Origin of the sequence: Streptomyces sp. NPDC014991 (assembly GCF_043080665.1) — a bacterium.
Lineage (GTDB): Bacteria > Actinomycetota > Actinomycetes > Streptomycetales > Streptomycetaceae > Streptomyces.
The window spans coordinates 1-25,480 of record NZ_JBIBVY010000033.1 but is presented as its reverse complement, the minus strand read 5'-3'; the positions used below and the strand labels follow the sequence as shown (position 1 = coordinate 25,480).

At 72.4% G+C, this 25,480-nt stretch carries 11 protein-coding genes and 1 pseudogene; 7 read left to right on the top strand and 5 right to left on the bottom strand.

Annotated elements, in window-relative coordinates:
• Window positions 1-67: 67 nt before the first annotated feature.
• From ACF1BE_RS32970 to ACF1BE_RS32955, 4 genes are read right to left on the bottom strand one after another with little or no spacing between them, the layout of a single operon-like run.
• Complete coding sequence (locus ACF1BE_RS32970) at window positions 68-913, bottom strand: ABC transporter permease (protein WP_392202669.1); 846 nt, start codon at window positions 911-913, stop codon at window positions 68-70.
• Complete coding sequence (locus tag ACF1BE_RS32965; protein WP_392202668.1) at window positions 910-1,821, bottom strand: ABC transporter permease; 912 nt, start codon at window positions 1,819-1,821, stop codon at window positions 910-912. Before ACF1BE_RS32965 ends, ACF1BE_RS32970 begins: the two co-directional genes overlap by 4 nt.
• Window positions 1,785-3,056 carry a spermidine/putrescine ABC transporter substrate-binding protein gene (locus tag ACF1BE_RS32960; protein WP_392202667.1) on the bottom strand — a complete coding sequence of 424 codons (1,272 nt, stop codon included), beginning with the start codon at window positions 3,054-3,056 and terminating at the stop codon, window positions 1,785-1,787. The genes ACF1BE_RS32965 and ACF1BE_RS32960 overlap by 37 nt, the downstream gene beginning before the upstream one ends.
• Before the next feature lie 16 nt (window positions 3,057-3,072).
• A complete protein-coding gene (locus ACF1BE_RS32955; RefSeq protein ID WP_392202666.1) occupies window positions 3,073-4,257 on the bottom strand; it encodes an ABC transporter ATP-binding protein in 1,185 nt (394 codons plus the stop codon).
• A gap of 236 nt (window positions 4,258-4,493) precedes the next feature.
• On the opposite strand from ACF1BE_RS32955, the gene ACF1BE_RS32950 reads away from it, so the two are divergent.
• Complete coding sequence (locus ACF1BE_RS32950) at window positions 4,494-5,591, top strand: LacI family DNA-binding transcriptional regulator (protein WP_392202665.1); 1,098 nt, start codon at window positions 4,494-4,496, stop codon at window positions 5,589-5,591.
• 1,015 nt (window positions 5,592-6,606) lie between these two features.
• The gene (locus tag ACF1BE_RS32945; RefSeq protein WP_392202664.1) at window positions 6,607-8,634 is read left to right on the top strand and encodes a S8 family serine peptidase; all 2,028 of its coding nucleotides are present in this window, start codon (window positions 6,607-6,609) and stop codon (window positions 8,632-8,634) included.
• A 633-nt stretch (window positions 8,635-9,267) separates the two neighbouring features.
• On the opposite strand, the gene ACF1BE_RS32940 is transcribed toward ACF1BE_RS32945, so the two are convergent.
• On the bottom strand, window positions 9,268-9,840 hold the full coding sequence (locus ACF1BE_RS32940; protein WP_392202663.1) for a hypothetical protein: 573 nt from the start codon (window positions 9,838-9,840) through the stop codon (window positions 9,268-9,270).
• Between the two features lie 274 nt (window positions 9,841-10,114).
• On the opposite strand from ACF1BE_RS32940, the gene ACF1BE_RS32935 reads away from it, so the two are divergent.
• From ACF1BE_RS32935 to ACF1BE_RS32915, 5 genes and pseudogenes are all read left to right on the top strand, one after another.
• Window positions 10,115-10,318 carry a hypothetical protein gene (locus ACF1BE_RS32935; RefSeq protein ID WP_392202662.1) on the top strand — a complete coding sequence of 68 codons (204 nt, stop codon included), beginning with the start codon at window positions 10,115-10,117 and terminating at the stop codon, window positions 10,316-10,318.
• Window positions 10,319-10,448: 130 nt separating this feature from the next.
• On the top strand, window positions 10,449-10,619 hold the full coding sequence (locus tag ACF1BE_RS32930; protein ID WP_392202661.1) for a hypothetical protein: 171 nt from the start codon (window positions 10,449-10,451) through the stop codon (window positions 10,617-10,619).
• Between the two features lie 125 nt (window positions 10,620-10,744).
• Window positions 10,745-11,248 carry a hypothetical protein gene (locus ACF1BE_RS32925; protein WP_392202660.1) on the top strand — a complete coding sequence of 168 codons (504 nt, stop codon included), beginning with the start codon at window positions 10,745-10,747 and terminating at the stop codon, window positions 11,246-11,248.
• A gap of 523 nt (window positions 11,249-11,771) precedes the next feature.
• Window positions 11,772-13,222: pseudogene (gene rox / locus ACF1BE_RS32920) on the top strand (rifampin monooxygenase).
• A gap of 1,040 nt (window positions 13,223-14,262) precedes the next feature.
• Window positions 14,263-25,480, top strand: an 11,218-nt coding sequence (locus tag ACF1BE_RS32915; RefSeq protein WP_392202659.1) for an amino acid adenylation domain-containing protein, incomplete at its 3' end; no start/stop codon positions are given.

Below are 25,480 nucleotides of genomic sequence, written 5' to 3'. Positions count from 1 at the left end.
CGGCGGATGCCGGTGAGCCGGTGTGCAAGGGAGCGCGGGGGAATGGGGCTCGGGGGAGTGGAGCGGGTCAGGCGGCGCGGCGCCGGGAGAACAGGACGTTCGCCCCGGCGATGACCAGCCCGCCGACGAAGATCAGCGTTCCCATGACGTTGACCTGCGGAGGTACGCCGGTACGGCTGGCGCTGTAGACCCACAGCGGGAAGGTGACCGTACGGCCGGCGTTGAAGCTGGTGATGACGTAGTCGTCGATGGACAGGGCGAAGCACAGCAGGGCGCCGGAGGCCACGCCGGGCAGCAGCATGGGCAGGGTGACGAGGCGGAACGCCGTCCAGGGGCCCGCTCCCAGGTCGCGGGCGGCCTCCTCGAGGGTCGGGTCGTGTCCCGCCATGCGTGCCCGTACGGTGATGGCGACGTAGGGAACGCAGAACGCCACGTGCGCGATCACGACCGTCCAGTAGCCGCGGGGCACGCCCATGACGATGAACAGTGACAGCAGAGCGGCGCCGAGGGCGATCTCGGGCGCCGCGATGGCGGCGAACATCAGCAGGTCGACGGAGCTCCGGCCACGGAAGCGGTAGCGGCCGAGCGCCAGCCCGATCGGGGTGCCGAGGAGGGTGGCGACCACGGCGACGACCAGGGCGACGGTGAGGCTGTTGACCAGGGCGGCGGTCAGGTTGGGGATGGCGAACAGGTGCCGGTACCAGCCCAGGGTGAAGCCCTGCCAGGTGAAGTTCACCTTGCCCTGGGTGTCGTTGAAACCGAACAGGACCATGACGGCGATCGGCAGCAGCAGCCAGGCCAGTACCAGCACGGTGTACAGGGTCAGGGCGGGGCGGCGGCGCACGCGCCGGGCGGGGCGCGGACGCGGCGTGGCGAGCGCGTCGGTCGCGGGAGCGAGGGTTCGTACGGTCATCGCGCGGCCGCCTCGAGCACGTCGTCGGTGCCCAGGGTCCGGGCGTAGGTGAAGACGGCCAGCAGCAGCGCGCCCATGAGGACGAAGGACAGGGCGGCGGCGCCGGGATAGTCGAGGTTGGTGAAGTACTCGGTCTGGATGATGTTGCCGATCATCGTCGTGGAGGGGCCGCCGAGGATGCCGGCGTTGACGTAGTCGGCGGAGGCGGGCACGAAGGTGAGCAGCACCCCGGCGAAGACGCCGGGCAGCGACAGCGGCAGCACCACGCGCAGGAAGGTCCCGGCCTTGGAGGCGTACAGGTCGGTGGAGGCCTCGATCACCTTCGGGTCCACCCGTTCCAGGGCGACGTAGACGGGCAGCACCATGAACGGCAGGAAGTTGTAGGTCAGCCCGCCGATCACCGCGTAGGGCGTGGCCAGCAGGTGGAAGCCGTCGGAGAGCAGGCCCATGTCCTTCAGCGGTCCGAGCAGGACACCGTGGTCGGCGAGGACCACGTTCCAGGACTGGGTGCGGATGACGAAGGAGACGAAGAACGGCAGCAGGAGCAGGAAGAGGAACACCGACTTGTGCCGGCCGGCCCGGAAAGCGATCCAGTAGGCCACCGGATAACCGACGAGAGCACAGGCGACGGTGGCCGCAGCGCCGTATGCCAGGGACCGGACCAGCTGCACATGGTAGGTGCGCACCACGTCGGCGTACGTTTGGAAGTGGAGGGTCTGGCGGAATCCGTCGATGAAGTCGCCTGTCTGCAGCGACAGTGACACCATCACGATGACGGGGGTGACGAAGAAGGCGGCCAGCCAGAGCCAGCCCGGCAGGATCATCAGGTAGGGGGCCAGCGCGGCTCCCGGACGACGTCGGCACCGCCTGGTCAGGCCTGGTAGATCGGTTCGAACAGCGCGTTCCACTGCTTCTCCTCCTCTTGGTCGAGCACCCGCAGGTGGCGCAGCTTCGCTTTGTCGGCCTCGGTCGGGAAGACCAGGGGGCTGGTGCTCAGGGCGTCGAGCACGGTGTGCCGCTTGCCGGTGGCGGCGGCCGCGTCGCGGGCGACGACCCGCTGTGCGGCGGGGACGGGGCAGACGAACTGCACGGTCTCGCTGATCTCGGCGGCGACCTCGGGCCGGTAGGCGTAGTCCATGTAGGTCAGTGCGTCGACGGGGTGGGCGGCCGTCGACGGGATGCAGAGGTTGTCGGTCCACAGCAGACCGCCCTCCTCGGGGATGACGAACTCCAGCTCCGAGCCGCTCCGGTTGGCCTGGAAGACGTCGCCCGAGTACACGAGCGAGGCCGCCAGGTCGCCGCGCTGGAGAGAGGACTGGTAGGTCGCGGTGGAGTAGGAGCGGACCATGCCGGCGTCACGCTGTTTGCGCAGCCAGGCCGCCGCCTTGCGCCAGTCGGCGTGGGTGGAGGTCTCCGGGTCCACGCCGACGGCCAGCAGCGCGATGTTGCCCATCTGCACCGCGTCGTTCCACATGCCGACCTTGCCGCGCAGCCTGGGGTCGAGCAGGTCCTGCCAGCTGGTGATCTTCCGGCCGACCTGGGCCGGGTCGTAGCCGATACCGGTCATGCCGGACTGCCAGGGGACGGTGTAGACGTTGCCGCGGTCGAAGGAGGAGTTCTTGAACGCGGCTCCGCCGTACTTCGCGAAGTGGGGCAGCCGGCTGTGGTCGAGCGGGGCGAGGTAGCCCAGTTCGATGTACTTGGTGAGGTAGCTGTCGCCGCCGACGACCATCAGGTCGTAGCCGATGCCCTGACCGGAGGCGAACTCGGGCTGGATCTTGCCGAACCAGGAGGCGCTGTCGTCGATCAGCTCGTTGTAGGTGACCTCGATGCCGCTCCGGCGCGTGAAGGCGTCCAGGGTGGGGTGCCTGCTCTGGTCGACGGGGTCGACGTCGATGTACTGCGTGTAGTTGACGAAGTCCAGCTGCCCGGACTTCTTCTTCCCGGTCCAGAAGTCGCTGACGGCCGCCGCGATCTCGGCCTTGCCGGTGGGGACGTGCTTACGGGCGCCGGGGACGCTGCACGCGGCGAGCGGGGCCAGCGCGGCGGCGCCGAGCGCGGCGCGCAGCAGACCGCGCCGGGAGAGGCCGCGCCCGGTCAGTCCGCGGGGCCGGGGCGCGAAGGGGGTGGAGTGCTCGGGCATGGTGGCCTGCCTGTCGTCAGCGCAAGGTGGGGGAGGCCGCACCCGCGGCGGTCGCCGCGGGTGCGGGCGCGGTGGTGAGCAGGTAGGAGTGGTCGGTGGCCCAGGACAGCCAGACGGCGTCGCCACGGGCCGGGGTGACGGAGGCGGTGCCGTCGTTGGGCTGGAAGACCGTCATCTCCGCTCCCGCGCCGGTGACCACCGTGTAGCTGGTGGAGGTACCGAGGTAGACCACCTCTCGGACCGTGCCGCGGATACGGCTGGCGGTGTCGGCGGAACCGCTGGTCAGCGTGATCTTCTCGGGCCGCACGGTGAGTTCGACGACCGCTCCGGCGGTGTGGGACCCGCGCAACGGGACCGTGACGCGCTGGCCGTCGCCGAGATCGAGCACCCCGGTCCCCGCTTCCACGGAGGTCAGACGCCCGCCGATCAGGTTGGAGGTGCCGATGAAGCCGGCGACGAACGCGGTGGCGGGTCGTTCGTAGACCTCCTGGGGCGGGGCGACCTGCTCGACCCGGCCGTGGTTCATCACCGCGATCCGGTCGGACATGGTCAGGGCCTCGGCCTGGTCGTGGGTGACGTAGACGAAAGTGATGCCGACCTCGCGCTGGATCCGCTTGAGCTCCAGCTGCATGGACTGCCGCAGTTTCAGGTCGAGGGCGCCGAGGGGTTCGTCGAGGAGAAGCGCGCGAGGGCGGTTGACCAGGGCGCGGGCCAGCGCGACGCGCTGCTGCTGGCCGCCGGAGAGCTGGCGGGGGCGGCGGTCGGCCTTGTCGGTGAGTTCGACGGTGCCCAGGATCTTCTCGACCCGGTCACGGATCTCTTCCTTGGGTACGCGCTTGCGGCGCAGCCCGAACGCCACGTTGTCGGCGACGCTGAGGTGCGGGAAGAGGGCGTAGGACTGGAAGACCATGTTGATGTCGCGCTTGTTGGCCGGCACGCCGACCATGTCGCGGCCGTGCAGCAGGATCTGGCCGCCGGTCGGTTCCTCGAAGCCCGCGATCATCCGCAGGGTGGTGGTCTTGCCGCAGCCGGAGGGCCCGAGGAGTGAGAAGAACTCGCCCTCGCCGATGGAGAGGTCGACGCCGCGGACGGCCGCCGCGTCCCGGGCACCGGCTTCGGCACCGCCGAAGTCCTTGACCACGTCGACGAGGGCGATGGCCGGACTCGCGGTCGGTGGCGGCGAGAGGGTGTCGGTTGCCATCCGTGATACCTCCGGTGTTCAGGGGCGTGGGACCGGACCGACGGTGGGCAGGGGCATGCCCTGATCGGCCCGGGAAGGCGGGCGGGCGGGGTGCCGGTGGCAGACTTTGATAACGTTACCAACGGGCTCGTACCTTACCCACCCGCATGCGCCGCCCGTCAATGGTTGAATGGCGCCGGATTTCATCGACCCGTCCCTCGGCGTCCGCCGAGCCGTCACCCGTGAAGAGACCGCCCATGCCGAACACCCCACGGCCGCCGCGTCGCGTCACCATCCCCGACGTCGCCCGGCACGCCGGCGTGGGACAGGCCACCGCCGCCCGGGTCCTGGGCGGGTACGGGTCGTCGAGCGCGGCCACCCGCGAGCGGGTGCTGGCCGCCGCCGCCGAACTGGGCTACAGCACCAACGCGGTGGCCCGCAGCATGATCAGCGGACGCACCCACACGCTGGGCGTGGTCGTCGCCGACGTGGAGAACGCCTACTTCGCCCGTGCGGTGCGCGGCGTCACCGACGTCGCCGCCAAGGCCGGCCTCCAGGTCGTCCTCGCCAACAGCGACGAGAACGGCGAGACGGAGAAGGCCGCGGTACAGCTGTTCATCGAGCGGCGCGTGGACGGCTTGGTCGTGGCGCCCGCCGCGGCCGACCACGAACACCTGGACAAGGCCGTCGCCTCGGGCATCCCCGTGGTCCTCCTGGACCGTGTGGTGAGCGGCGCCGCCCTGGACACGGTCGTGGTGGACAACCGCGGCGCCGCCAAGGCAGCCGTGGCCAGGTTCACCGGGGCGGGCCACACCCGCATCGCGGTGGTCACCTCGGCGTCCCCCGAGGAGAACTCCACGCGGCTGGCACCGGGCGCGGACATCTGGACCACGACCGAGCGACTCACCGGCTACCGGCAGGCCCTGCGCGCCGCCGGCATCCCGCGCGAGGCGGAACTGATCCGGCACACCGGGTACGACCGGACCTGGGCGCGCTCCGCCGTACTGGAACTGATGAGCTCACCCGACCGGCCCACCGCGCTGTTCACCACCGACAACGTGGCCACGCTCGGAACCCTCGACGCCCTGCTCGACCTCGACGCCCGCATCCCCGACGACGTCTCCGTCACGGGCTTCGACGACGCCGAGTGGGCCACGCTCGTCCGGCCACGACTGAGCGTGGTCAGCCAGCCGGTCCAGGAACTGGGCGGGCTCGCGGCGGACATCCTGGTCCGCCGTATCAACGGCTCCACGGCCCGGCCCCGCCGCCACACCCTGCGCACCACCTACGTCCCGCGCGAGTCGACCGGCCCGGCCCCCGCGCGGGTGCGGCGACTGCGGGCGCCGGAGGGGTGACGAGCCGCCGGGCGCCGCTGCCACGTGCCCGCCGGGACCGGCACATCCTGCTGCGGGGAGCGGTCGTCGCGGTGGGCGACGAGGTCGTCCTCGGTCGCCGCCGCAGGGCCGGTCGGCGGGTCCACGGCCCCGGGAAATCCGCACCGACCCACCCGTGAGACGACCAGGAGAGCTGGAATCTGACAGCCCGGACCCCACTGAGCCGACCCGGTCGAGTGTGCTGAGACGCCTGCAAGACCTTGCCCTGAGGTTCCGCGTCCCGGGTGGTGCCGGCCGTGACGCTCAAAAGCCGGGAAGCGCGGCCGGTGCCGGTGGGCGGTTCCGCCGCCCGGCCCCGGGAGGCCGTTCGGCTCCGCCCGCTCCCGGCGCAGGACCGTACGGCCGTCATGGTGACGAGGGCAGCCGACCCCAGCGCCGGCAGCACGGGTGGACCCGCCCGCTCCCCGGTCAACTGCCGGCGTAGGGCCAGCGGCAGGGTCGTGCTCGCACCGCGTAGCAGCATCCCCGCGACCGCTGCGAGCAGCAGCACATGCCCCCACTCCGGCACGGAAGCCGTCTCGGTGATCCAGCCGCCACGAGCGGGCGGAGGCAGACGGCGATCAGCCACGGGGTCAGGCGCCGTCGGCTCCGTGCACCGAGGACCGCCGTCAGGCTTTCGTGACGGTGCCGAAGCCTCTGCCCGGTCGCATGCTGCCGGCCTGCTCCGAGGGGCATTCGGGTGAAGGCCCCGACTCGGCGCTGCTCCCGGTGCGCGCGCCCGAGCGCCACCTGCCGGCGGGAACGCCCCCTTCGGAGCAACATCAGGCCCGGATGGAGGCCTCCCTCGGGGCTCCACGTGCCGGCGGGGACCTGCCCGCCTAGCGTGTTGGCTGAACGGAAGAGACCGCGCAGCCAGGCGTGCCACCGTCCCGGACGGGTTCCGGTCGAACGGGCGCCGGCCCGGGCCCTGGCGGAGAGAACCGCGGTTGCCCAGTGCGCCCCTTCGCCCCCCCCACGCACCCTCCGGGAGTTCGGCATGTCCCGTATCACCATCAACGGCGTCACGGTGGACCCGCTGGCCCAGGCCGATGAGATGGCCACCCACTCGCTGACGTCCGAGGACGCCTCCGAGTCCAACTACCTGCTCGTCCAGACCACGCACCCGCCCACGCCCGAGGAGAAGGAGCAGCTCGCGGCACTCGGTGTGGTGATCCAGGAGTACGTTCCGGACGACACCTACCTGTGCGGCTACCGGCCCACTGATCTGGCCGCCGTGCGCGCACTGTCCTTCGTGGCCTGGGCGGATGTGTATCTCAGGGGCTTCAAGATCGCTCAGTCGCTCCGGTCGAACCGGCTCCGCCCGGGCGTGGCCGTGCTCGCCGACCCCCTGGAGACGGCGGGGCCCCGGAGCCGTATCGTCGACGTCGTCCTCCACGAGGACGTCGACGCGAGGACGGACGGGGTACAGGACCGGATCGCCGCGGCGGCCGGGGTCAGCCCCGGCGAGCTACGGCCCGACCAGGGCAAGCTGCGCATGAAGGTCCGTGAGGAGGACCTGGTCGCACTGGCCGCACTCGACGAGGTGCGGACCATCGAGGAGGTCCCAGAGAGGGTGCTGTACAACACCGTCGCGGGGAAGCTGATGCATGCCCACGTGTCACTCAACGGCACGAAGTTCCGCGGCGAGGGCCAGATCGTGTGCGTCGCCGATACCGGCTTCGACAAGGGATCGATCACCAACGTGCATCCCGCCTTCGACGGCCGGGTCAAGCGACTGATCGCTCTGGGACGTAGGAGCCCCGCGCGGACGGACGACCCCGACGGGCACGGCACCCACGTGGCGGGCTCGGTCCTCGGCGACGGGACGTCGGCGGCGATGGGCGGCGCCATCACCGGCACGGCTCCCGAGGCGAGACTGGTCCTCCAGTCCCTGTTGGACGCGGACGGTCTTCTCACCGGCTTCCCGGACAACCTGCTTGACCTGTTCACGCCGCCCTTCCTGGAGGACGGGGCGCGGATCCACACCAACTCGTGGGGCCCGACCACTCCCGGGCTCCCCTACAACCGGAGCGCGGCCGAAGTCGATCAGATGGTCTGGGACAACAAGGACTTCGTCATCTGCTTCGCCGCGGGCAACGAGGGCACGGACCGCGACGGTGACGGCCGCGTCAACCTCAGGTCCGTCAGCGGGGAGACCGGAGCCAAGAACGTCATCACCGTCGGTGCCAGTGAGAGCAACCGCCCCGAGATCTCCCGCACCTATGACGAACTGAGGCCGCTTTCGTTCCCCGCCTCGCCGATCCGCGGCGACCGGATGGCGGACAATCCGGCCGGGCTGGCGGCCTTCAGCAGTCGCGGCCCGACCCAGGAGGGCCGGATCAAGCCGGACATCGTCGCCCCCGGCACGTCGATCCTGTCCACCCGCTCGCGCGTGGCTCCCGACCCGCACCACTTCGGTGTCTCCGCTGACCCCGCATACATGTTCGACAGTGGCACCAGCATGGCCACTCCGCTGGTCGCCGGCTGTGTGGCGGTGCTGCGCGAGACGCTGGTGAAGAACGGCACACCGAAGCCCAGCGCCGCGCTCGTCAAGGCCATGCTGATCAACGGTGCAGACGAACTCTCCGGCCAGTACAGTCCCACCGAGGCGGGTGCCTCCCCGAACAACAGCTCAGGTTTCGGCATCGTCAACCTCGAGCGTGCCGTCGTCCTGCCGACCGACGCCGGCCGGGCGGGCTTCACCGACGCCAAGGAACTGGACCAGGGAGAAGAGCGGGCGTTCGCCATCGCGATCCCGGAGGGGGCGGTCCGCACCCTCAAGGTCACCCTCGTCTATACGGATCCCCCTGGCGCGGCCCTGCAGAACGACCTCAACCTGATCGTCCGGGCGGAAGGCCAGGAGCGTCACGGCAACATGGGCACGGACCCCGGCTTCGACCGTGTCAACAACGTCGAGCAGGTGCTGTGGCGGGACATCCCCGCCGGGGAGGCCGAGGTCGTGGTCAGGGCCCACCGGATCACCCGGTTCAGCCAGCCGTACGCCGTCGCCTGGCGCATCCTCTGACGCGTGCGCAGCAGTGTCCCGGCCCGGTCGCACAGGCCGGGACGGGCCCGCGGTCCGATGCGGCAGAGCCGGGCGTGTTCGTCCCGCTGGAGCAGTCGGCCCGCCCAGGGCGGGCCGACATGGCGTTGCGAGCCCTGGAGACTCGCGGGGTATGGGGATGCGGGACGGACACGGTGCCGGTCAGCTGGGCGACGGGAAGCCGAGGGCCTGGCAGACCCGCACCGGCGCGTCACTGTTGTGCTGCGGTGTCGCGGTGCGCGAGCGGGCGCCGGCCAGGCACTCGCCGCGGCCGCGGTCACCAGCGCGGACAGCAGGTAACGACGTCCGCGGAGACTCGCGGGTCGGGCACCGGGACCAAGGCACTCCGACAGACACAGCGCGTCCGTCAGCGGGGCCGGTGCGGCGGCCCGGCCCGGTCGGCCCAGCACGGAGGGCACGAGGGAAGATGCTGGAGCAGGCACGAACTCAGCATGTGTTCCCGTCTCCTCGTCCAGGTGGACGGCCCCTGGACCGGGCGATGGCGCGTTCCTCACTGCCCGCAGCACGGCGCCCCACCGGACCGGGGGCGATCGCCGCCGACGGAGGGCGATGTTGGCGGAGGCTCGGTGCCAGACCGGCAGACGCTGTCCGCCGTCACTCAGCCGTGGGCAGTGCAGGCGCGCAGATACGGCACAGGCGGTAACGGACACCGCCCCGTGGACCGATGCGCTCCGTGACCCAGGCCGCCGCTTGCCGGCTGTCCATCACCCGCATGTGCGTCGCCCATCCGGAGTCGGTGGTGCCCTCGTGTGCGAAGCGGGTCAAGGCGCCGTGCATCCACGTGGAGTCGTCGCCCTTCACCTGGCCAACCGACTGCTCGACTTCACGGCAGCCGACGCGGTGAAGCGTGTGCTTGCCGGCAGCGTAGGGATAACGGGCGGGCTCGTCGAAGCGGTTCCGCTGCACGACCGACTCGGCACGGATGGCGGCGAAACGCTCCCGGGCTTCGGCGCAGTCGTGGCAATCGGACGCGCACACCGACACCTGAGAGACGCCGTGAGTGCCATTCCACCCGGCCTGCCGGGCGTGCACCGGGACTTGCACCACCGCGCTCGAGGCCACACGTTGCGGCGGCGGGAGTTGGGCGAGTCGAACAGCCGCGGCGGCCCGCCGGGCAGCCTCGCCTGCCGTGCGCTGCCGCTGAGACGTACGTCCTCGCTTCGCCATGGGAAGCCACCTTCCTTGAAGTTGCTGTCGTGTCGAGTCATCACGCCGCCGGCCGTCACGAGAACCGAGCTGCGCCACAGCCCATGAGCATGGCAGCCGGGCTCAGGAGCCCGCTGGACGGCGCGCGGATTTCCACCGGTTTGTCCCGCCATTTCGCCTCAACCGCCACACTGACCGACCTCGACCAGTGCTGACCGGATGCTCCGCCAGGCGAAACTCACGTGCGCGAAGGGGCGGGTGCGTAGTGTCAGCGCCACGCCATAGGGTGCCGGGTATGGCCCGTTCCTGGACGCGACTGCACGAGTACCTCGGTACCCCGCCCCCGCTCGCCTTCGACATGGTCAAGAGGCCCGCGGACGGCAAGCTGCGCGAGTCCGACGACCTGGACCGCAAGGAACAACTGCCGCGGCCCCGAGGGACGGCCGTGGAACGAGCCGGCCGACGACCCGGCTGCTCGGCATCGACTCCGACGAGCTGAACACCGAGCGTACGCGCAGTGGTTTCGCGACCACCTCCAGCCGTACCTGCCCGGCCTCACCTTCATCCCCCTCACCTCATCCGGCGGCGCCGACCCGTGGCCGGTCCACCGGTAGAAAGCAGACCTCAGCGTGTTCCAGGAAACCCCCATCTTCAACCGCCTCGTCACCGAGCGCGGCGACATCCCCGCCCAGGTGCGCGGCGAAGCCGACCGCATATACCGCGACCTGGCAAAGGTGATGCGCTGGGCACCCGCGTCGGACCTGCCCGCCCGTTCCATGCAGGACAGGACGAGGCGGTGAGGGTGCGGATGTTCCGGGTCCCCTCGCTCGCGCGCCGTCGCGTGCTGCCGGGATGACGGGCAACCCGCCGTCGCGAGGCAGGACCGCGCTGTCTCTCTGCCCTCGCCGAGCAGCCCGGAGATGACATGAACGAGCAGGCCGCGCGCTACCACCAGCTCGTACCCGTGCACCACCACCAGTTCCGGATCAGCGACGAGACCGGGCCCGTCGGCCCCGACGTGCCCCGCGAGCACAACGGCCTGGTCGAGGTACAAGACGGCATCGCGACCGTGCTCACCGGCATCCACACCGGAGATGTCGACGTCACCGTCACCTTCCACGCCGACGCTCCCCGGCCCGTGGATGCCGCCTGGGAGGAGATCGTCGAAGTCTCTCTGCACTCGGTATCGGGAGGACTGATGGTGCGCGGCCTGATGGCCGACCTGGACGAGGAGTTGCCCGCGCTGTCCTTCGACGGCCCTGACACCTACCGTCTGCGAATCCACGCGCGCGGCCGGGACGCAGCCGTCGACCTCGCTCCGGACGGCATCACCGAGTGGTACCTCATCCAGGTGTGGCCCGCACCGGTCCGGCAGGCCGCGGTGCTCCGTCGGACCGACAACCATGGCGTATCCGTCCGAGCGCATTGACCACGCCAAGGGTTGCGGCTCACAGCGCGGAGTCCTCACCACACCCGTCTACGCATCACGGCTACGGGCAGGACGCATGCGGGTGCGCCGCCGCAGCGGCGGGTGCCCGGTGGCCGCGGCTCGGGACAGCATGGCAGTCGGCAGCACAGCCCTGTCGCACGGCGCGCAGGTCCGTGTAGGTCCGGTCCCGCTTCTCGCGTCCGGCGCTGCACCGGACGGGCGGTCAAGTCGAGGCCGGCTGGCCATGTCGGCCGCGAAGCCTTTCGCACCGCTCTCCAGCGGTAGGCGCTCGCCGGAGCACGACTGCGTGCTGTTCGGACTGGCGCTCGTTGCCGTCGTGCTCGGCGAGCCGGCCGTCGAACTGTGGGCTCGGCTGCGCGCGCTGGCCGAAAAACAGCAAAGGCAAGGAGGGGACTCCTTGCCACTGTAAAGATATACCGCACACCCGGGCTTGCGGCAAGACCCCGGTCGTGGCGCACAATCGTCGGCCGAGCGCGAGAATCGCCACACCATGGGGGAATGAATGTTCGATGTGATCATTGTCGGCGGCGGGCCGACCGGCATGATGCTGGCGAGCGAACTGCGTCTGCAGGGCGTCGGCGTGCTCGTGCTGGAGAAGGAGGCCGAGCTGCCGTCGTTCGTGCGGTCGCTCGGGCTGCACGTGCGCAGTATCGAGGTGATGGATCAGCGGGGGCTGTTGGAGCGGTTCCTCGAGAACGGCAAGCAGTACCCGATCGTGCCCGGTGGCGTCCGGGGGTTCTTCGCTGGCATCGAGAAGCCCGCTCCCACCGGGCTGGACACCGCCCACGGATACGTGCTCGGCATTCCGCAGACGCTCACCGACCGGTTGCTCGCCGAGCACGCGGCCGAAGCGGGAGCCGAGATCCGGCGCGGCTGTGCAGTGGCCGGGCTGGAGCAGGACGACGACGGCGTGACCGTCCATCTTGGCGACAGCACCGCAACGCCGTTGCGGGCGCGGTTTGTTGTCGGCTGCGACGGTGGGCGAAGCACGGTTCGGAAACTGCTCGGGGTCGGGTTCCCCGGCGAGCCGTCGAGAATCGACACGCTGCTGGGCGAGATGGAGGTGACGACCTCATCGAAGTGATGACCGAGGTCCGCAAGACCGAGAAGCGGTTCGGTATCGGGCCGTCGGGCAAGCCGGGGGTGTTCCGGGTGGTCGTGCCGGCTGAGGGCGTGGTCGAAGACCGTTCGGTGCCGCCGACGCTCGAGGAGTTCAAGCAACAGCTGCACAAGTACGCCGGCACCGACTTCGGTGTGCACTCACCTCGTTGGCTGTCGCGCTTCGGCGACGCGACCCGCCAGGCCGAGCGCTACCGGGTCGGACGGGTGTTTCTGGCCGGGGACGCCGCGCACGTCCACCCGCCGATGGGTGGGCAGGGGCTGAATCTCGGAATCCAGGACTCGTTCAACCTGGGTTGGAAGCTGGCGGCGGCCATCAACGGCTGGGCGCCGGACGGTCTGCTGGACAGCTACGCGTCCGAGCGGCACCCGGTGGCCGCCGACGTGCTGGACAACACTCGTGCGCAGATGCAGCTGACGACCAACGAGCCCGGGCCGCAGGCGGTTCGGCGGTTGTTGGCGCAGCTGATGGACTTCGACGACGTCCACCGGTTCCTGATCGAGAAGATCACGGCAGTCAGCGTCCGGTACGACTTCGGTGAGGGCCATGCCCTGCTCGGGCGGCGGCTGCGCGACGTCCGGTTGAAGCACGGGCGCCTGTTCGAGCTGATGCGCACCGGCAGCGGGCTGCTGCTTGACCAGTCGGGGCGGCTTTCGGTGGACGGCTGGGCCGACCGGGTCGACCACGTCGCCGACATCAGCGAAGAGCTGGACGTGCCGGCGGTACTGCTTCGGCCGGACGGGCACGTCGCGTGGGTCGGCGAGGATCAGCGGACGCTCGAGGTCGCGCTGGCCAAGTGGTTCGGCACCGCAGGCGCTCCTACGGCCGGATGAGGCACGTTCCGACGCCATAGGGGGTGGCCATCCGGCCCGGGGTGGAGCCGGCACCCCCGACGCGCTGCCGACCAAGATGTTCGGACGCGAGCCCCTGGCATGGCAGGCCACGGAACCGCTGGGCAAGGCCGCCTCGGACAACGGCATTTCCGGGCCGGGGGGTATCTCCGTGAAGTCGGAAGCCCTTAAGGCTCGCCATGGAAGTGTGACGCTGGCGCAAAACGTTCCCTGAGATCGCTCCGCGGCCGGGAGTCCCTCAGATTCCGTCCCGGTCTCGGAGTGGACATGTTCCGGAAAGAATGCGGACGCTTTCCGAGCGTAGGGGAGCGGTAATGGAGTGGTCGTCAGGGCCGGGGCATGACCGTTCCGGGTGACGGTATCCGAGTCGTCACCATCGTCACTTCGATGGCGTTCAACCGTGTCCTCGCATGAGCCACCGAGCCCCGTCGGCAGGGTGAACCTCGTCGTCGGCCGCCTGCTCGAAGGGCCTGCGCCGGGCGTGAATAGAGCAATGGCTTGATCACGCGGAGCGGGGGACCGGATCTCGTCACGTTCGCCTCACGCCTACCCTCAGTAACGGGAAGGTCGAGTCTCACTCGCGTCACTCTGACCAGCGAAGGCGAGGCACGATTCAGAGGTCGATCGTCGTAAACGTGACGTCCGGCACATGTTGTTTGCTAGTTGAAACTATGTATCGTCCTTCGGGTCAGATGCTTTTCGACGCTCCGACCAATCACTTGGCCAGACATCACGCTGCCGCTGCTCCGGGGGCGGTCCGTCATATCGGCCCTACGGATTCTTCCGGGATTCCGTACCGGCGCCTCATGGCGGACGACTCCGAGCGTACGGAATCCACGAAGGCGCGGATTCACGGCCTGTTCCGCCACCGTCAGGCGGGCGCCTTCCGGCACGAATCCCCCGCATGACACGGCCTGGGCCGGCTGTGCGGGACCTCGCGCTTTTTCACGGGCCGGACGCAGTGGTGTGGCCTCCTCCAGCACGCCGTCCGGCGAGCAGGAGGAAGAAAGAGGGGATGGGTAGTGCCCGGTACTCCGCACCGCAGCTGGCCTCTGTCGTCGGCGCAGCGTGGCATCTGGTTCGCGCAGCAGCTCGACCCGGACAGCCCGAGCTACAACACCGCCGAGTACCTGGAGATCGACGGTTCCCTCGACGTGCCGACGCTGGAGACAGCGGTGCGGCGGGTGGTGGCGGAGACCGACACCCTCAACGTCCGGTTCACCGACGACGACGGCCGGGGACCACACCAGACGTACCGGTCCGCCGACGACTGGGCGTTCCGCGTTCTCGACGTCGGCGCGGAGCCGGATCCGCGTGCGGCGGCCGAGGACTGGATGCGGACCGAGATGGCCCGGCCGGTGAGCCTGGAATCAGGCCGGACATTCACCCTGGCGTTGTTACGGGCCGGGGCCGACCGCAGCTTCTTGTACCTGCGCGGCCATCACCTCGTCACCGACGGACACATGTGCGCGCTGTTCGCGCACCGGGTGGCCGAGATCTACACGGCCCTCGTGACCGGGGTGCCGGAGCGGAAGGACGACGGCGGCTCGCTGGACCTGCTCCTGGCCCACGACGCCGCGTACCGGGAGTCGGAGCGCTTCGTGGGCGATCGGGCCCACTGGCTGGACCGGCTGGCGGGCCGTCCCGAGGCGGTCACCCTCGCGGGCCGGACGGCCGGCGTCTCGCGGAGCTTCCTGCGGCAGAGCGCGCGCATACCGGACGCGACCACCGACGGCCTGCGCGCGCTGGCGCGTCGGCTGGGGGTAGGTCTGCCGGTCCCCCTGATCGCCGCCACGGCGCTGTACCTCGGCCGGATGACCGGCGCCGGTGAAGTGGCCCTCGGCATCCCGGTGGCCGCGCGCACCGGCGGCGGCCGGAACGTCCGCGGGCCGATGTCCAACGAGCTGCCGCTCTGGCTGGAGGTCCGGCCGGACATGAGCGGCCGGGACCTGATGCGCCAGGTGTCCGCCGAGACCCGGCAGCTGCTGAAGCACCAGCGGTACCGGTACGAGGACTTGGGCCGTGAGCTGCGGACGGTCGGCGGCGAGCGTCGCCTCTTCGGCCCGACGGTCAATATCATGTCCTTCCCCTACGCCCTGGCCTTCGGGACGGCTCGGGCCACGACCCGCAACCTGTCCATCGGGCCCGTCGCCGACCTCTCCGTCCGCGTCGACGACCGCTTCGGCGACGGTTCGCTGCACGTCGACTTCGACGCCAACCCCGCTCTGTACGAGGCGGAGGAGAACGCCGCGCACCAACGGCGTTTCCTGCGCGTACTGGAGGGCCTCGCCGCGGCCGACCCGGAACAGCCCGTCGGCCGCATCGACCTCCTGCTCCCCGGCGAGCGCGCCCGGGCACTGCCGCCGCCGCCGGCGGCGGACGCCTCCCGCGCCGCCGCGCCCGCCCTGACGCTGCCGGCACTGTTCGAGGAGCAGGCCGCCCGCACCCCCGACGCCGTCGCCGTCGCCGACGGGGAGGGTGAACTCACCTACGCACAGCTGAACGAGCGGGCCAACAGGCTGGCGCGGCTGCTGATCGGGCGGGGAGCGGGACCGGAGAGGCTGGTGGCCGTGGCGCTGCCGCGCTCCGCCGGCCTCGTGGTGGCCCTGCTCGCGGTGGTGAAGACGGGCGCCGCGTACCTGCCGGTCGACCCCGGCTACCCGCCGGAGCGGATCGCGCTCATGCTCGGCGACGCCGACCCCGTGTGCCTGGTCACCACGGGCTCACCGGACTCCGGGACGCCCTGTGACGCGGACACCGTGCGGCTGGACGACGACGCCACCGCCCGTGCCCTGGCCGCCGAGCCCGACGGCGACCTCACCGACGCCGGACGGGCCGGGCGGCTGGACCCCGCGCACCCGGCGTACGTCATCTACACCTCGGGATCGACCGGCACCCCCAAGGGCGTTTCGGTCCCGCACCGGAACGTGGTGCGGCTGTTCCGGGAGACCGACGCGTGGTTCGGCTTCGGCACGGACGACGTGTGGACGCTGTTCCACTCCTACGCCTTCGACTTCTCCGTGTGGGAACTGTGGGGAGCGCTCCTGCACGGCGGCCGGCTGGTCGTCGTGGAGCAGGACGTGAGCCGTTCCCCCGCCCGCTTCCTCGACCTGCTCGTACGCCACCGCGTGACGGTGCTCAACCAGACGCCGTCGGCGTTCTACCAGCTGATGCGGGCCGACCAGGACGACCCGCGGCTCTCCGCGCGACTGGCGCTGCGCACGGTCGTCCTCGGCGGAGAGGCGCTGGACCCCGGCAGATTACGCGAGTGGTACCGGCGGCATCCGGCCGACGCGCCCCGGCTCGTGAACATGTACGGCATCACCGAGACCACCGTGCACGTCACCTACGCCCGGCTGGACGAGCGGGACGCGGCCGCCGAGCCGCCCCGGAGCGTGATCGGCGAGCCGATCCCCGACCTGCGCACCTACGTGCTCGACAACGCCCTGCAGCCGGTGCCGCCCGGTGTCACCGGCGAGCTGTACGTGGCGGGACCGGGACTCGCCCGCGGCTACCTCGGGCATCCGGGCCTGAGCGCCGGTCGCTTCGTGGCCGACCCCTTCGGCTGCCCCGGGCAGCGGATGTACCGCACCGGGGACCGCGTCCGGCGGGGCCGGGACGGCAGGCTCGACCACGCCGGGCGGGCGGACGACCAGGTCAAGCTGCGCGGGTTCCGCATCGAGCCCGGGGAGATCGAGGCCGTACTGGCCCGGCACGAGGCGGTCGAGCAGGCCGTCGTGCTGGTGCGCGAGGACCGGCCCGGCGACCGGCGGCTGGTGGCCTACGCCGTCCCCGCGGGCGGAGCCCGGCCCGAGGCGGCCGCGCTGCGGGAGTTCGCCGGCCGGCACCTGCCCGGCCACATGGTGCCGGCGGCCGTCGTCGTCCTGGACCGGCTGCCCCTGACGGCCAACGGCAAGCTCGACCGGGCGGCCCTGCCGGCCCCGGCGGTCACCCGGAGTCCGCAGCGGCGTCCGGGGCGCGACGCGACCGAGCGAATGCTGTGCGAACTGTTCGCCGGTGTCCTCGGCGTGGACCGGGTGGGCATCGACGAGCGCTTCTTCGACCTCGGCGGGGACTCCCTGCTGGCGACCCGGCTGCTGAGCCGGATACGGGCCGCGTCGGGCGCCGAACTGCCGATCCGCGCCCTGTTCGACGCGCCGACGGTGGCCGGTCTCGCCGAGGCGCTGCGGCAGGCGGACGGAGCGGCCCGGCCGGCGGTGCGCCCCAGGCAGCGGCCGGAGATGCTGCCGCTGTCGTTCGCCCAGCGCCGGCTGTGGTTCCTCAACCGGCTGGAGGGGCCCGGGGCCGGGGCCGACTACAACATGCCGTTCGTCCTGCGACTGGAGGGCGTACTCGACCAGGCGGCCCTCCGAGCGGCGCTCACCGACGTCGTGACGCGTCACGAGAGCCTGCGTACCGTCTTCCCCGAGGCTGACGGCACACCGCACCAGGTCGTGCTCGGCCCCGCGGCCGCCGTCGCCGCCCTGCCGGTGCGCCACGTCGACGAAGCCGGGCTTGCGGAGGCCCTGGCGGCGGGCGCGGCCACGGCCTTCGACCTGACCGCCGAGCCGCCGCTGCGCGCGGAGCTGTTCAGGCTCGGCCCCGACCGGCACGTGCTGTCGCTGGTGGTGCATCACATCGCGGGTGACGCCTGGTCCATGACGCCCCTGGGCCGCGACCTGTCCACCGCCTACGCGGCCCGCCTCCGCGGCGAGGAGCCGCCCTGGACCCCCCTGCCGGTCACCTATGCCGACTACACGCTGTGGCAGCGGGACCTGCTGGGGGAGGAGAGCGACGACGACAGCCTCGTATCGCGCCAGGTGGCGTACTGGGCCCGCACCCTGTCCGGGATCCCCGACGAGCTGGACCTGCCCGCCGACCGCCCGCGTCCCGCCGTGGCGAGCCACCGCGGCGGCAGCGTGGCGGTCCGCCTCGACGCCGGCCTGCACGGAAGGCTCGTGGCACTGGCCGAGCTCCGCGGAGTGACCCTGTTCATGGTGCTCCAGGCCGGACTGGCCGCGCTGTTGACCCGGCACGGCGCGGGCACCGACATCCCGATCGGGTCCCCTGTCGCGGGGCGCACCGACGACGCCCTCGACGACATGGTCGGCTTCTTCGTCAACACCCTGGTCCTGCGCACCGACACCTCCGGTGACCCGGGCTTCGGCGAGCTGCTGGCCCGCGTACGGGAGACGGACCTGGCGGCCTACGCCCACCAGGACGTGCCCTTCGAGCACCTCGTGGAGGTGCTCAACCCCGCCAGGTCGCTGAGCCGGCACCCGCTGTTCCAGGTGCTGCTGACGCTCACCGGCCGGCTGGCGGCGCCGACCGGACTGCCCGGCCTGCGCGCCGAGGCCGAGCGGGTGGAGGCGGGCACCGCCAAGTTCGACCTGGCGTTCAACCTGACCGAGTCCTCCGACGCCGACGGCGGTCCCGGCGGTGTCGAAGGATACGTCGCATACAGTGCCGACCTGTTCGACCGGGCCACCGTCCAAGCCCTCACGGCCCGCTTCGTACGGCTGCTGGAGGCGGCGGCGGAGGACCCCGACGCGCCTCTCCACGCCCTGGACGTCCTCGGCCGAGCCGAACGCCGCCGCCTCCTGACGGAGTGGAGCGGCACCGGCGGGAAGGACACGCAGCCCGCCGGGCTGCTGCCGCAACTGTTCGAGCGGCAGGCCGCCGCCGCCCCGGGAGCCCGCGCGGTCGCCGCGCCCGACGCCGAGCTGTCCTACGCGGAGACCGACGCCCGGGCCAACCGCCTGGCTCACCTGCTCATCTCCCGGGGGATCGGCCCGGAGCGGGTGGTCGCCGTCGCGCTGCCCGGCTCCGCCGAGCTGGTCGTCACGCTGCTCGCGGTGCTCAAGGCCGGTGCCGCCTATCTGCCGGTCGACCTCGCGCAGCCCGGCGCGCGCGTCTCCGGGCTGCTCGACGACGCCGCGCCCGCCCTGCTGGTGACGGACGGCCGGTCGGCCGAGGGACTCCCCGGGGGCACCGGCACCGCACGCCTGCTGCTCGACCACCCGGACACCGTCCGGGAGCTGGAACGGCAGCCCGCGACCAGCCCCACCGACACCGACCGGGCCGCCCCGCTGCTGCCGGACCACCCCGCGTACGTGATCTACACCTCGGGTTCCACGGGCCGGCCGAAGGGCGTGGTGGTCGCGCACCGCGGTCTCGCGGGATACGTGGCCCGCGCCCGGCGCGTCTACACCGGCCTGGACGGGACGGTCCTGGTTCCCACGCCGCTGGCCTTCGACCTGTCCGTCACGGGCCTGTACGGTGCCCTCACCTCGGGCGGGTGCGCGGTGGTGGCCGGCCTGGACGACGACCCCTGGCTGACGGCGCTGCTGGCCCGCACCCCGGTGACGTTCATGAAGGCGACCCCGAGTCACCTGGGGATCCTGGCCGCGCTGCCCGTCGGGTTCGCCCCGGTGCGGCAGCTCATGCTCGGTGGCGAGGCGCTGCCCGCCGGGCCGCTGGAGGAGTGGCGCGCACGCCATCCCGACGTGACCGTGGTCAACCACTACGGCCCGACCGAGGTCACCGTCGGGTGCCTGGACCTCCACCTCGCGCCCGGCGAGCCGGCGGGCGCCGCCACCGTCCCGATCGGCCGGCCCATGACGGGCGTGCGGGCGTACGTGCTCGACGCGTGGCTGCGGCCGGTGCCGCCGGGGGTGACCGGGGAGCTGTACATCGCCGGTGAGCAGGTGGCGCGCGGCTATCTCGGCCGGCCGGGCCTGACCGCCGGGCGCTTCGTCGCGAACCCCTTCGGCGACGAGCCGGGCGCCCGGATGTACCGGACCGGGGACCTCGCCCGATGGACGGCGGACGGGGTGCTCGCCTTCGCGGGCCGCGCCGACGAACAGGTCAAGATCCGCGGTCACCGGGTCGAGCTCGGCGAGGTCGAGGCCGCGCTGGCCGATCACCCCTCGGTGGCGCGGGCGGCGGTCGTGGTGCGGGAGGACCGACCGGGGGACCAGCGGCTCGCGGCGTACGTCGTCCCGGCCGGCACGCAACCGGCGGACCCGGCGGAACTACGCGCGCACCTGGCGCGGCGACTGCCCGAGTCCATGGTTCCGGCGCTGTTCACCACCCTCGGCGCGCTGCCGCTGACCCGCAACGGCAAGGTGGACCGGCGGGCCCTGCCCGCACCCGCACTGGCGCGGGCGAGCGCGGGCCGGCCGCCGCGCAGCCCGGAGGAGGAGATCCTCTGCGGCCTGTTCGCCGAGGTGCTCGGCGTCCCCCGGGTCGGCATCGACGACGAGTTCTTCGCCCTGGGCGGCCACTCCCTGCTCGCCACCCGCCTCGTCAGCCGCGTACGCACCGTCCTCGGCGCCGAACTGCCCATCCGGGCCGTGTTCGAGACGCCCACGGTGGCGGGGCTCGCGGCACGCCTGGAGGGCGCGCACGACCGCAGACGCCCCCCGATCCGCCCCTTCTCCCGCCGCCCGGAGACGGTCCCGCTGTCGTTCGCGCAGCGCCGGCTGTGGTTCCTGCACAAGCTGGAGGGGGCGAGCCCGAACTACAACCTGCCCTTCGTCGTACGGCTGGAGGGCCGGCTCGACCACACCGCGCTCGCCGCCGCGCTCGGCGACGTCGTGGCCCGGCACGAGAGTCTGCGCACGGTCTTCCCGGACTCCGGCGGGCTGCCGCGCCAGGTCGTCCTGGACGCCGGGCCGGCCGCTGCCGTCGACCTGCCGGTACGGCGACTCGCCGAGGCCGGTGGCACCGGTGAGGCGGGCGAGGCCCGGCTCGCCGGGGCCGTGGCCGCCGCGGCGGCCCACCGGTTCCAGCTCACCCACGAAATGCCGCTGCGCGCCGAGCTGTTCGCGCTCGGCCCGGACGTCCACGTGCTGGCCGTGGTCATCCACCACATCGCCGGCGACGGCTGGTCGAACGGCCCGCTGGCCCGGGACCTGTCCGAGGCCTACGCGGCCCGCCTGACCGGGCGGGCGCCGCGCTGGGAGCCGCTGCCGGTCCAGTACGCCGACTACACCCTGTGGCAGCAGGAGCTGCTGGGCCGAGAGGACGACCCCGGCAGCCTGGCCGCCCGGCAGATCGCCTACTGGACCCGCGCCCTCGACGGGCTGCCCGAGGAGCTGGACCTGCCCACCGACCGGCCCCGCCCCGCGGTGGCCGGCTACACCGGCGGGGTCGTTCCCGTCTCGGTCGACGCCGAGCTGCACACCCGCCTGGAGGAACTGGCCCGCGCTTCGGGCGCGAGCCTGTTCATGGTGCTGCAGGCCGGCCTCGCGGCCCTGTTCACCCGCCTCGGCGCGGGCACCGACATCCCGCTCGGCAGCGCGATCGCCGGCCGCACCGACGACGCGCTCGACGACCTCGTCGGGTTCTTCCTCAACACCCTCGTGCTGCGTCTGGACACCTCCGGCGACCCGGGCTTCGACGAGCTGCTGGGCCGGGTCAGGGAGACCGCGCTGGCCGCCTACGCCCACCAGGACGTGCCCTTCGAGTACCTGGTGGAGGTGGTGAACCCCGCCCGCTCGGCCGCCCGGCACCCGCTGTTCCAGACCATGCTGACCCTGCACAACAACGCCCAGCCCCGGCTGGAACTGCCCGGGCTGCGGGTGAGCCCGGACATGGCCGAGGCCGGCGCGGCCAAGTTCGACCTGTCCTTCGGGCTCACCGAGGCCCGCGGCCCCGCCGGCGAGCCCGCGGGCCTCGGCGGCGTCCTGGAGTACAGCGCCGACCTGTACGACCGTGACACCGCCGAGCAACTGGTGGCCCGCTTCGTACGGCTGCTCGGCGACGCGGCCGCCGACCCCGGCCGGCGCATCGGTGAGCTGGAGATTCTCCGCCCCCAGGAACGGGAACGCATCCTGGGCGCGTGGGCCGGCAACCCGCAGGACGCGCCCGGCCTCACCGTCACCGAGCTGTTCGAGCGGCAGGCGGCGCTGACCCCCGACGCGCCCGCGGTCGTCGCCGGCGGCACGACGCTGACGTTCGCCCAGCTGCGCGCACGGGCCGACCGGCTGGCCCGGCGGCTGGCGGAACACGGTGTGGGCCCCGACACGCGGGTCGGACTGTGCGTGACCCGGTCACCGGAGATGGTCCCGGCGCTGCTGGGGATCTGGAAGGCCGGCGGGGCGTGCGTGCCCCTGGACCCCGGCTACCCGCGGGAGCGACTGGCCTTCATGCTCGCCGACTCAGCGGTGCGCGTGCTCGTCACCGAGCCCGCACTGGCGGACCTGCTGGAAGGCCACGCGGCGGACCCCGTCCTCCTCGGCGCCGGGGAGCCGCCCAACGGGCCGGACGCGGTCGCCGGGCCGTTCCCGGCGCCCGCCGTGCGCGCCGACCACACCGCCTTCATCGTGTACACCTCGGGGTCGACCGGCGTGCCCAAGGGCGTGCTCATACGACACGGCGGCATCGCGAACCTGTTCGCCAACCACCGGGAGCGCGTCCTCGCCCCGGCGGCACGGTCGGCCGGCGGCCGGCTTAGGGCGGCGCACACCGCGTCACTCTCGTTCGACCTCTGCGTCGGGCAGCTGCTCGCCCTCCTCGCGGGCCACGAACTGCACGTCGTGGACGAGGACACCCGCCGCGACGCGGCCGCCCTGGGCGCGTACGTGCGGACCCACAAGATCGGCTACCTGGCCATCAGCCCGACCCTCACCCAGGAACTGATCGGGCTCGGCCTGCTCGGCGGCGAGGGGCACCAGCCCGCCACGATCGTGCTCGGCTCCGAGGCCACCGGCCCGGCGCTGTGGCAGCGGCTGCGGGAACTGCCCGCCACCGAGGTGCACAACTACTACGCGCCGAGCGAGAGCACGGTCGACGCGGTCGGCACCACCGTCTCCGGCAGCGAGCGGCCCCGGATCGGCCGCCCGATCCCCGGCATGGCGGCGTACGTGCTCGACGCCGGGCTGTGCCCGGTGCCACCCGGTGTACGGGGAGAGCTGTACCTGGCGGGCGCGCAACTCGCCCGGGGCTACCTCGACCGGCCCGGCCTGACAGCCGAGCGGTTCGTGGCCAACCCCTTCGGCGACGCGCCGGGCGCCCGGATGTACCGGACCGGTGACCTGGCCCGGTGGACCGCCGACGGCGAACTGGAGTTCGCCGGCCGGGCCGACGACCAGGTCAAGCTCCGCGGGTTCCGCATCGAACTCGGCGAGGTCGAGGCGGTGCTCTCACGCCACCCGGACGTGGCCCACGCCGTCGCCGTGGTGCGCGAGGACCGCCCCGGCGACCGCAGGCTGGTCGCCTACACGGTCGCGGCGCGGGGAGCCGTACCGGACCCGGCAGGACTGCGCGCCCACGCCGCCCGGACACTGCCCGAGTTCATGGTCCCCTCAACGGTCGTGCCGTTGGACACGCTGCCGCTCACCCCGAGCGGCAAGGTGGCCCGCCGCGCCCTGCCCGCCCCCGGCCCCCTCGCGCACGCAGGCGGCCGGGCACCGCGCACGGCCCGCGAGGAGATCCTGTGCGGGCTGTACGCCGAGGTGCTCGGCTGCGCCCGGCCCACCATCGACGAGGGGTTCTTCGCGCTCGGCGGGCACTCCCTGCTGGCGACCCGGCTGGTGTCCCGGATCCGCGCCGTGCTCGGCGTGGAACTCGCGGTACGCGACGTGTTCGAGGCGTCCACGGTGGCCGGCCTGGCCGCCCGGCTCGACGCCGGGGGAGAGCCCCGGCCCGCCCTGCGCCCGGCCGCGCGGCCCGGGACGCTCCCGCTGTCGTTCGCGCAGCAGCGGCTTTGGTTCCTGCACCGGCTGGAAGGCGCCGGCGCCGCGTACGCCATGCCGCTCGCGCTACGTCTGCACGGCCGCCTCGACCGCGCCGCGCTGACCGCCGCCCTCGCCGACGTCGTCACCCGGCACGAGATCCTGCGCACCGTCTACCCGGAGACCGGCGGCACCCCCGAGCAGGTCGTGCTCGCCGCGGAGCGGGCCGCGCCCGTTCTGCCCTGCCGCACGGTGGACGAGGCCGGGCTCGCCGGGGCGGTCACCGCCGCGGCCGGCCACCCGTTCGACCTCACCACCGAGCCACCGCTGCACGCGGAACTGCTCGCCCTCGGCCCCGAGGATCACGTCCTGGTGCTCGTCCTGCACCACATCGCCGGCGACGGCTGGTCCAACCTGCCGCTCGCCCGGGACATCGCCGCCGCCTACACGTCCCGCCGCTCGGGTGCGGCCCCGGCCTGGACACCGCTGCCGGTCCAGTACGCCGACTACACCCTCTGGCAGCGCCGGCTCCTCGGCGACCCCGCCGACCCGGAGAGCCTGATCTCCCGGCAGACGGCCCACTGGGCCGAGGCGTTGACGGACCTCCCCGAGGAGCTCGCGCTCCCCGCCGACCGACCCCGCCCGGCCGTGGCCGGCCACCGGGGCGGCCGAGTGCCGTTCAGTCTGGACGCCGCCGCGTACGCGGGACTCGCACGACTCGCCCGCGACTGCGACGCGAGCCTGTTCATGGTCGTGCACGCCGCGCTGGCCGCCCTGCTCAGCCGGCTCGGAGCGGGTGACGACATCCCCATCGGCACGCCCGTCGCGGGACGCACCGACGACGCGCTCGACGACGCCGTCGGCTTCTTCGTCAACACCCTCGTGCTGCGGACCACCACCGCCGGCGACCCGGCCTTCACCGACCTGGTGGCCCGCGCCCGTGAGACCTCCCTGGCCGCCTACGCCCACCAGGACGTTCCCTTCGAGCACCTGGTGGACAGGCTCGCACCGGCCAGGTCGCTGGCCCGCCACCCACTGTTCCAGGTGATGCTGGCGCTGCAGAACACCGGCGAGGCGCCGCTGGACCTGCCGGAACTGGCGGTGAACACGCTGCCTGTGCAGACCACTGCCGTGAAGTTCGACCTCTCCTTCACGGTGACCGAGCGGACCGGCCCGCACGGCGAGGCGGCCGGGATCGGCGGCTGCCTCGACTACGCGAGCGACCTGTTCGACGAGGAGACGGCCCACCGGATCGCCGCCCGCTTCGTACGGCTGCTGGAGGCCGTGGCGGCCGACCCGTCACGCACGCTCGGAGACCTCCCCGTGCTGGACGAGGCCGAGCGGGAGCTGGTCCTGAGGGGGTGGAACGACACGGCGCGGCCCCTGCCCGCGGTGACGCTGCCGGAGTTGTTCGAGGCGCAGGCGGCCCGTACGCCGCAGGCCGTGGCCGTGGTGGCGGAGGGCGTCACCCTGTCGTACGCGGAGCTGGACGCGTGGGCGAACCGGCTGGCGCACGCCCTGATCCGGCGGGGTGCCGGGCCGGAGCGGGTGGTGGCCGTCA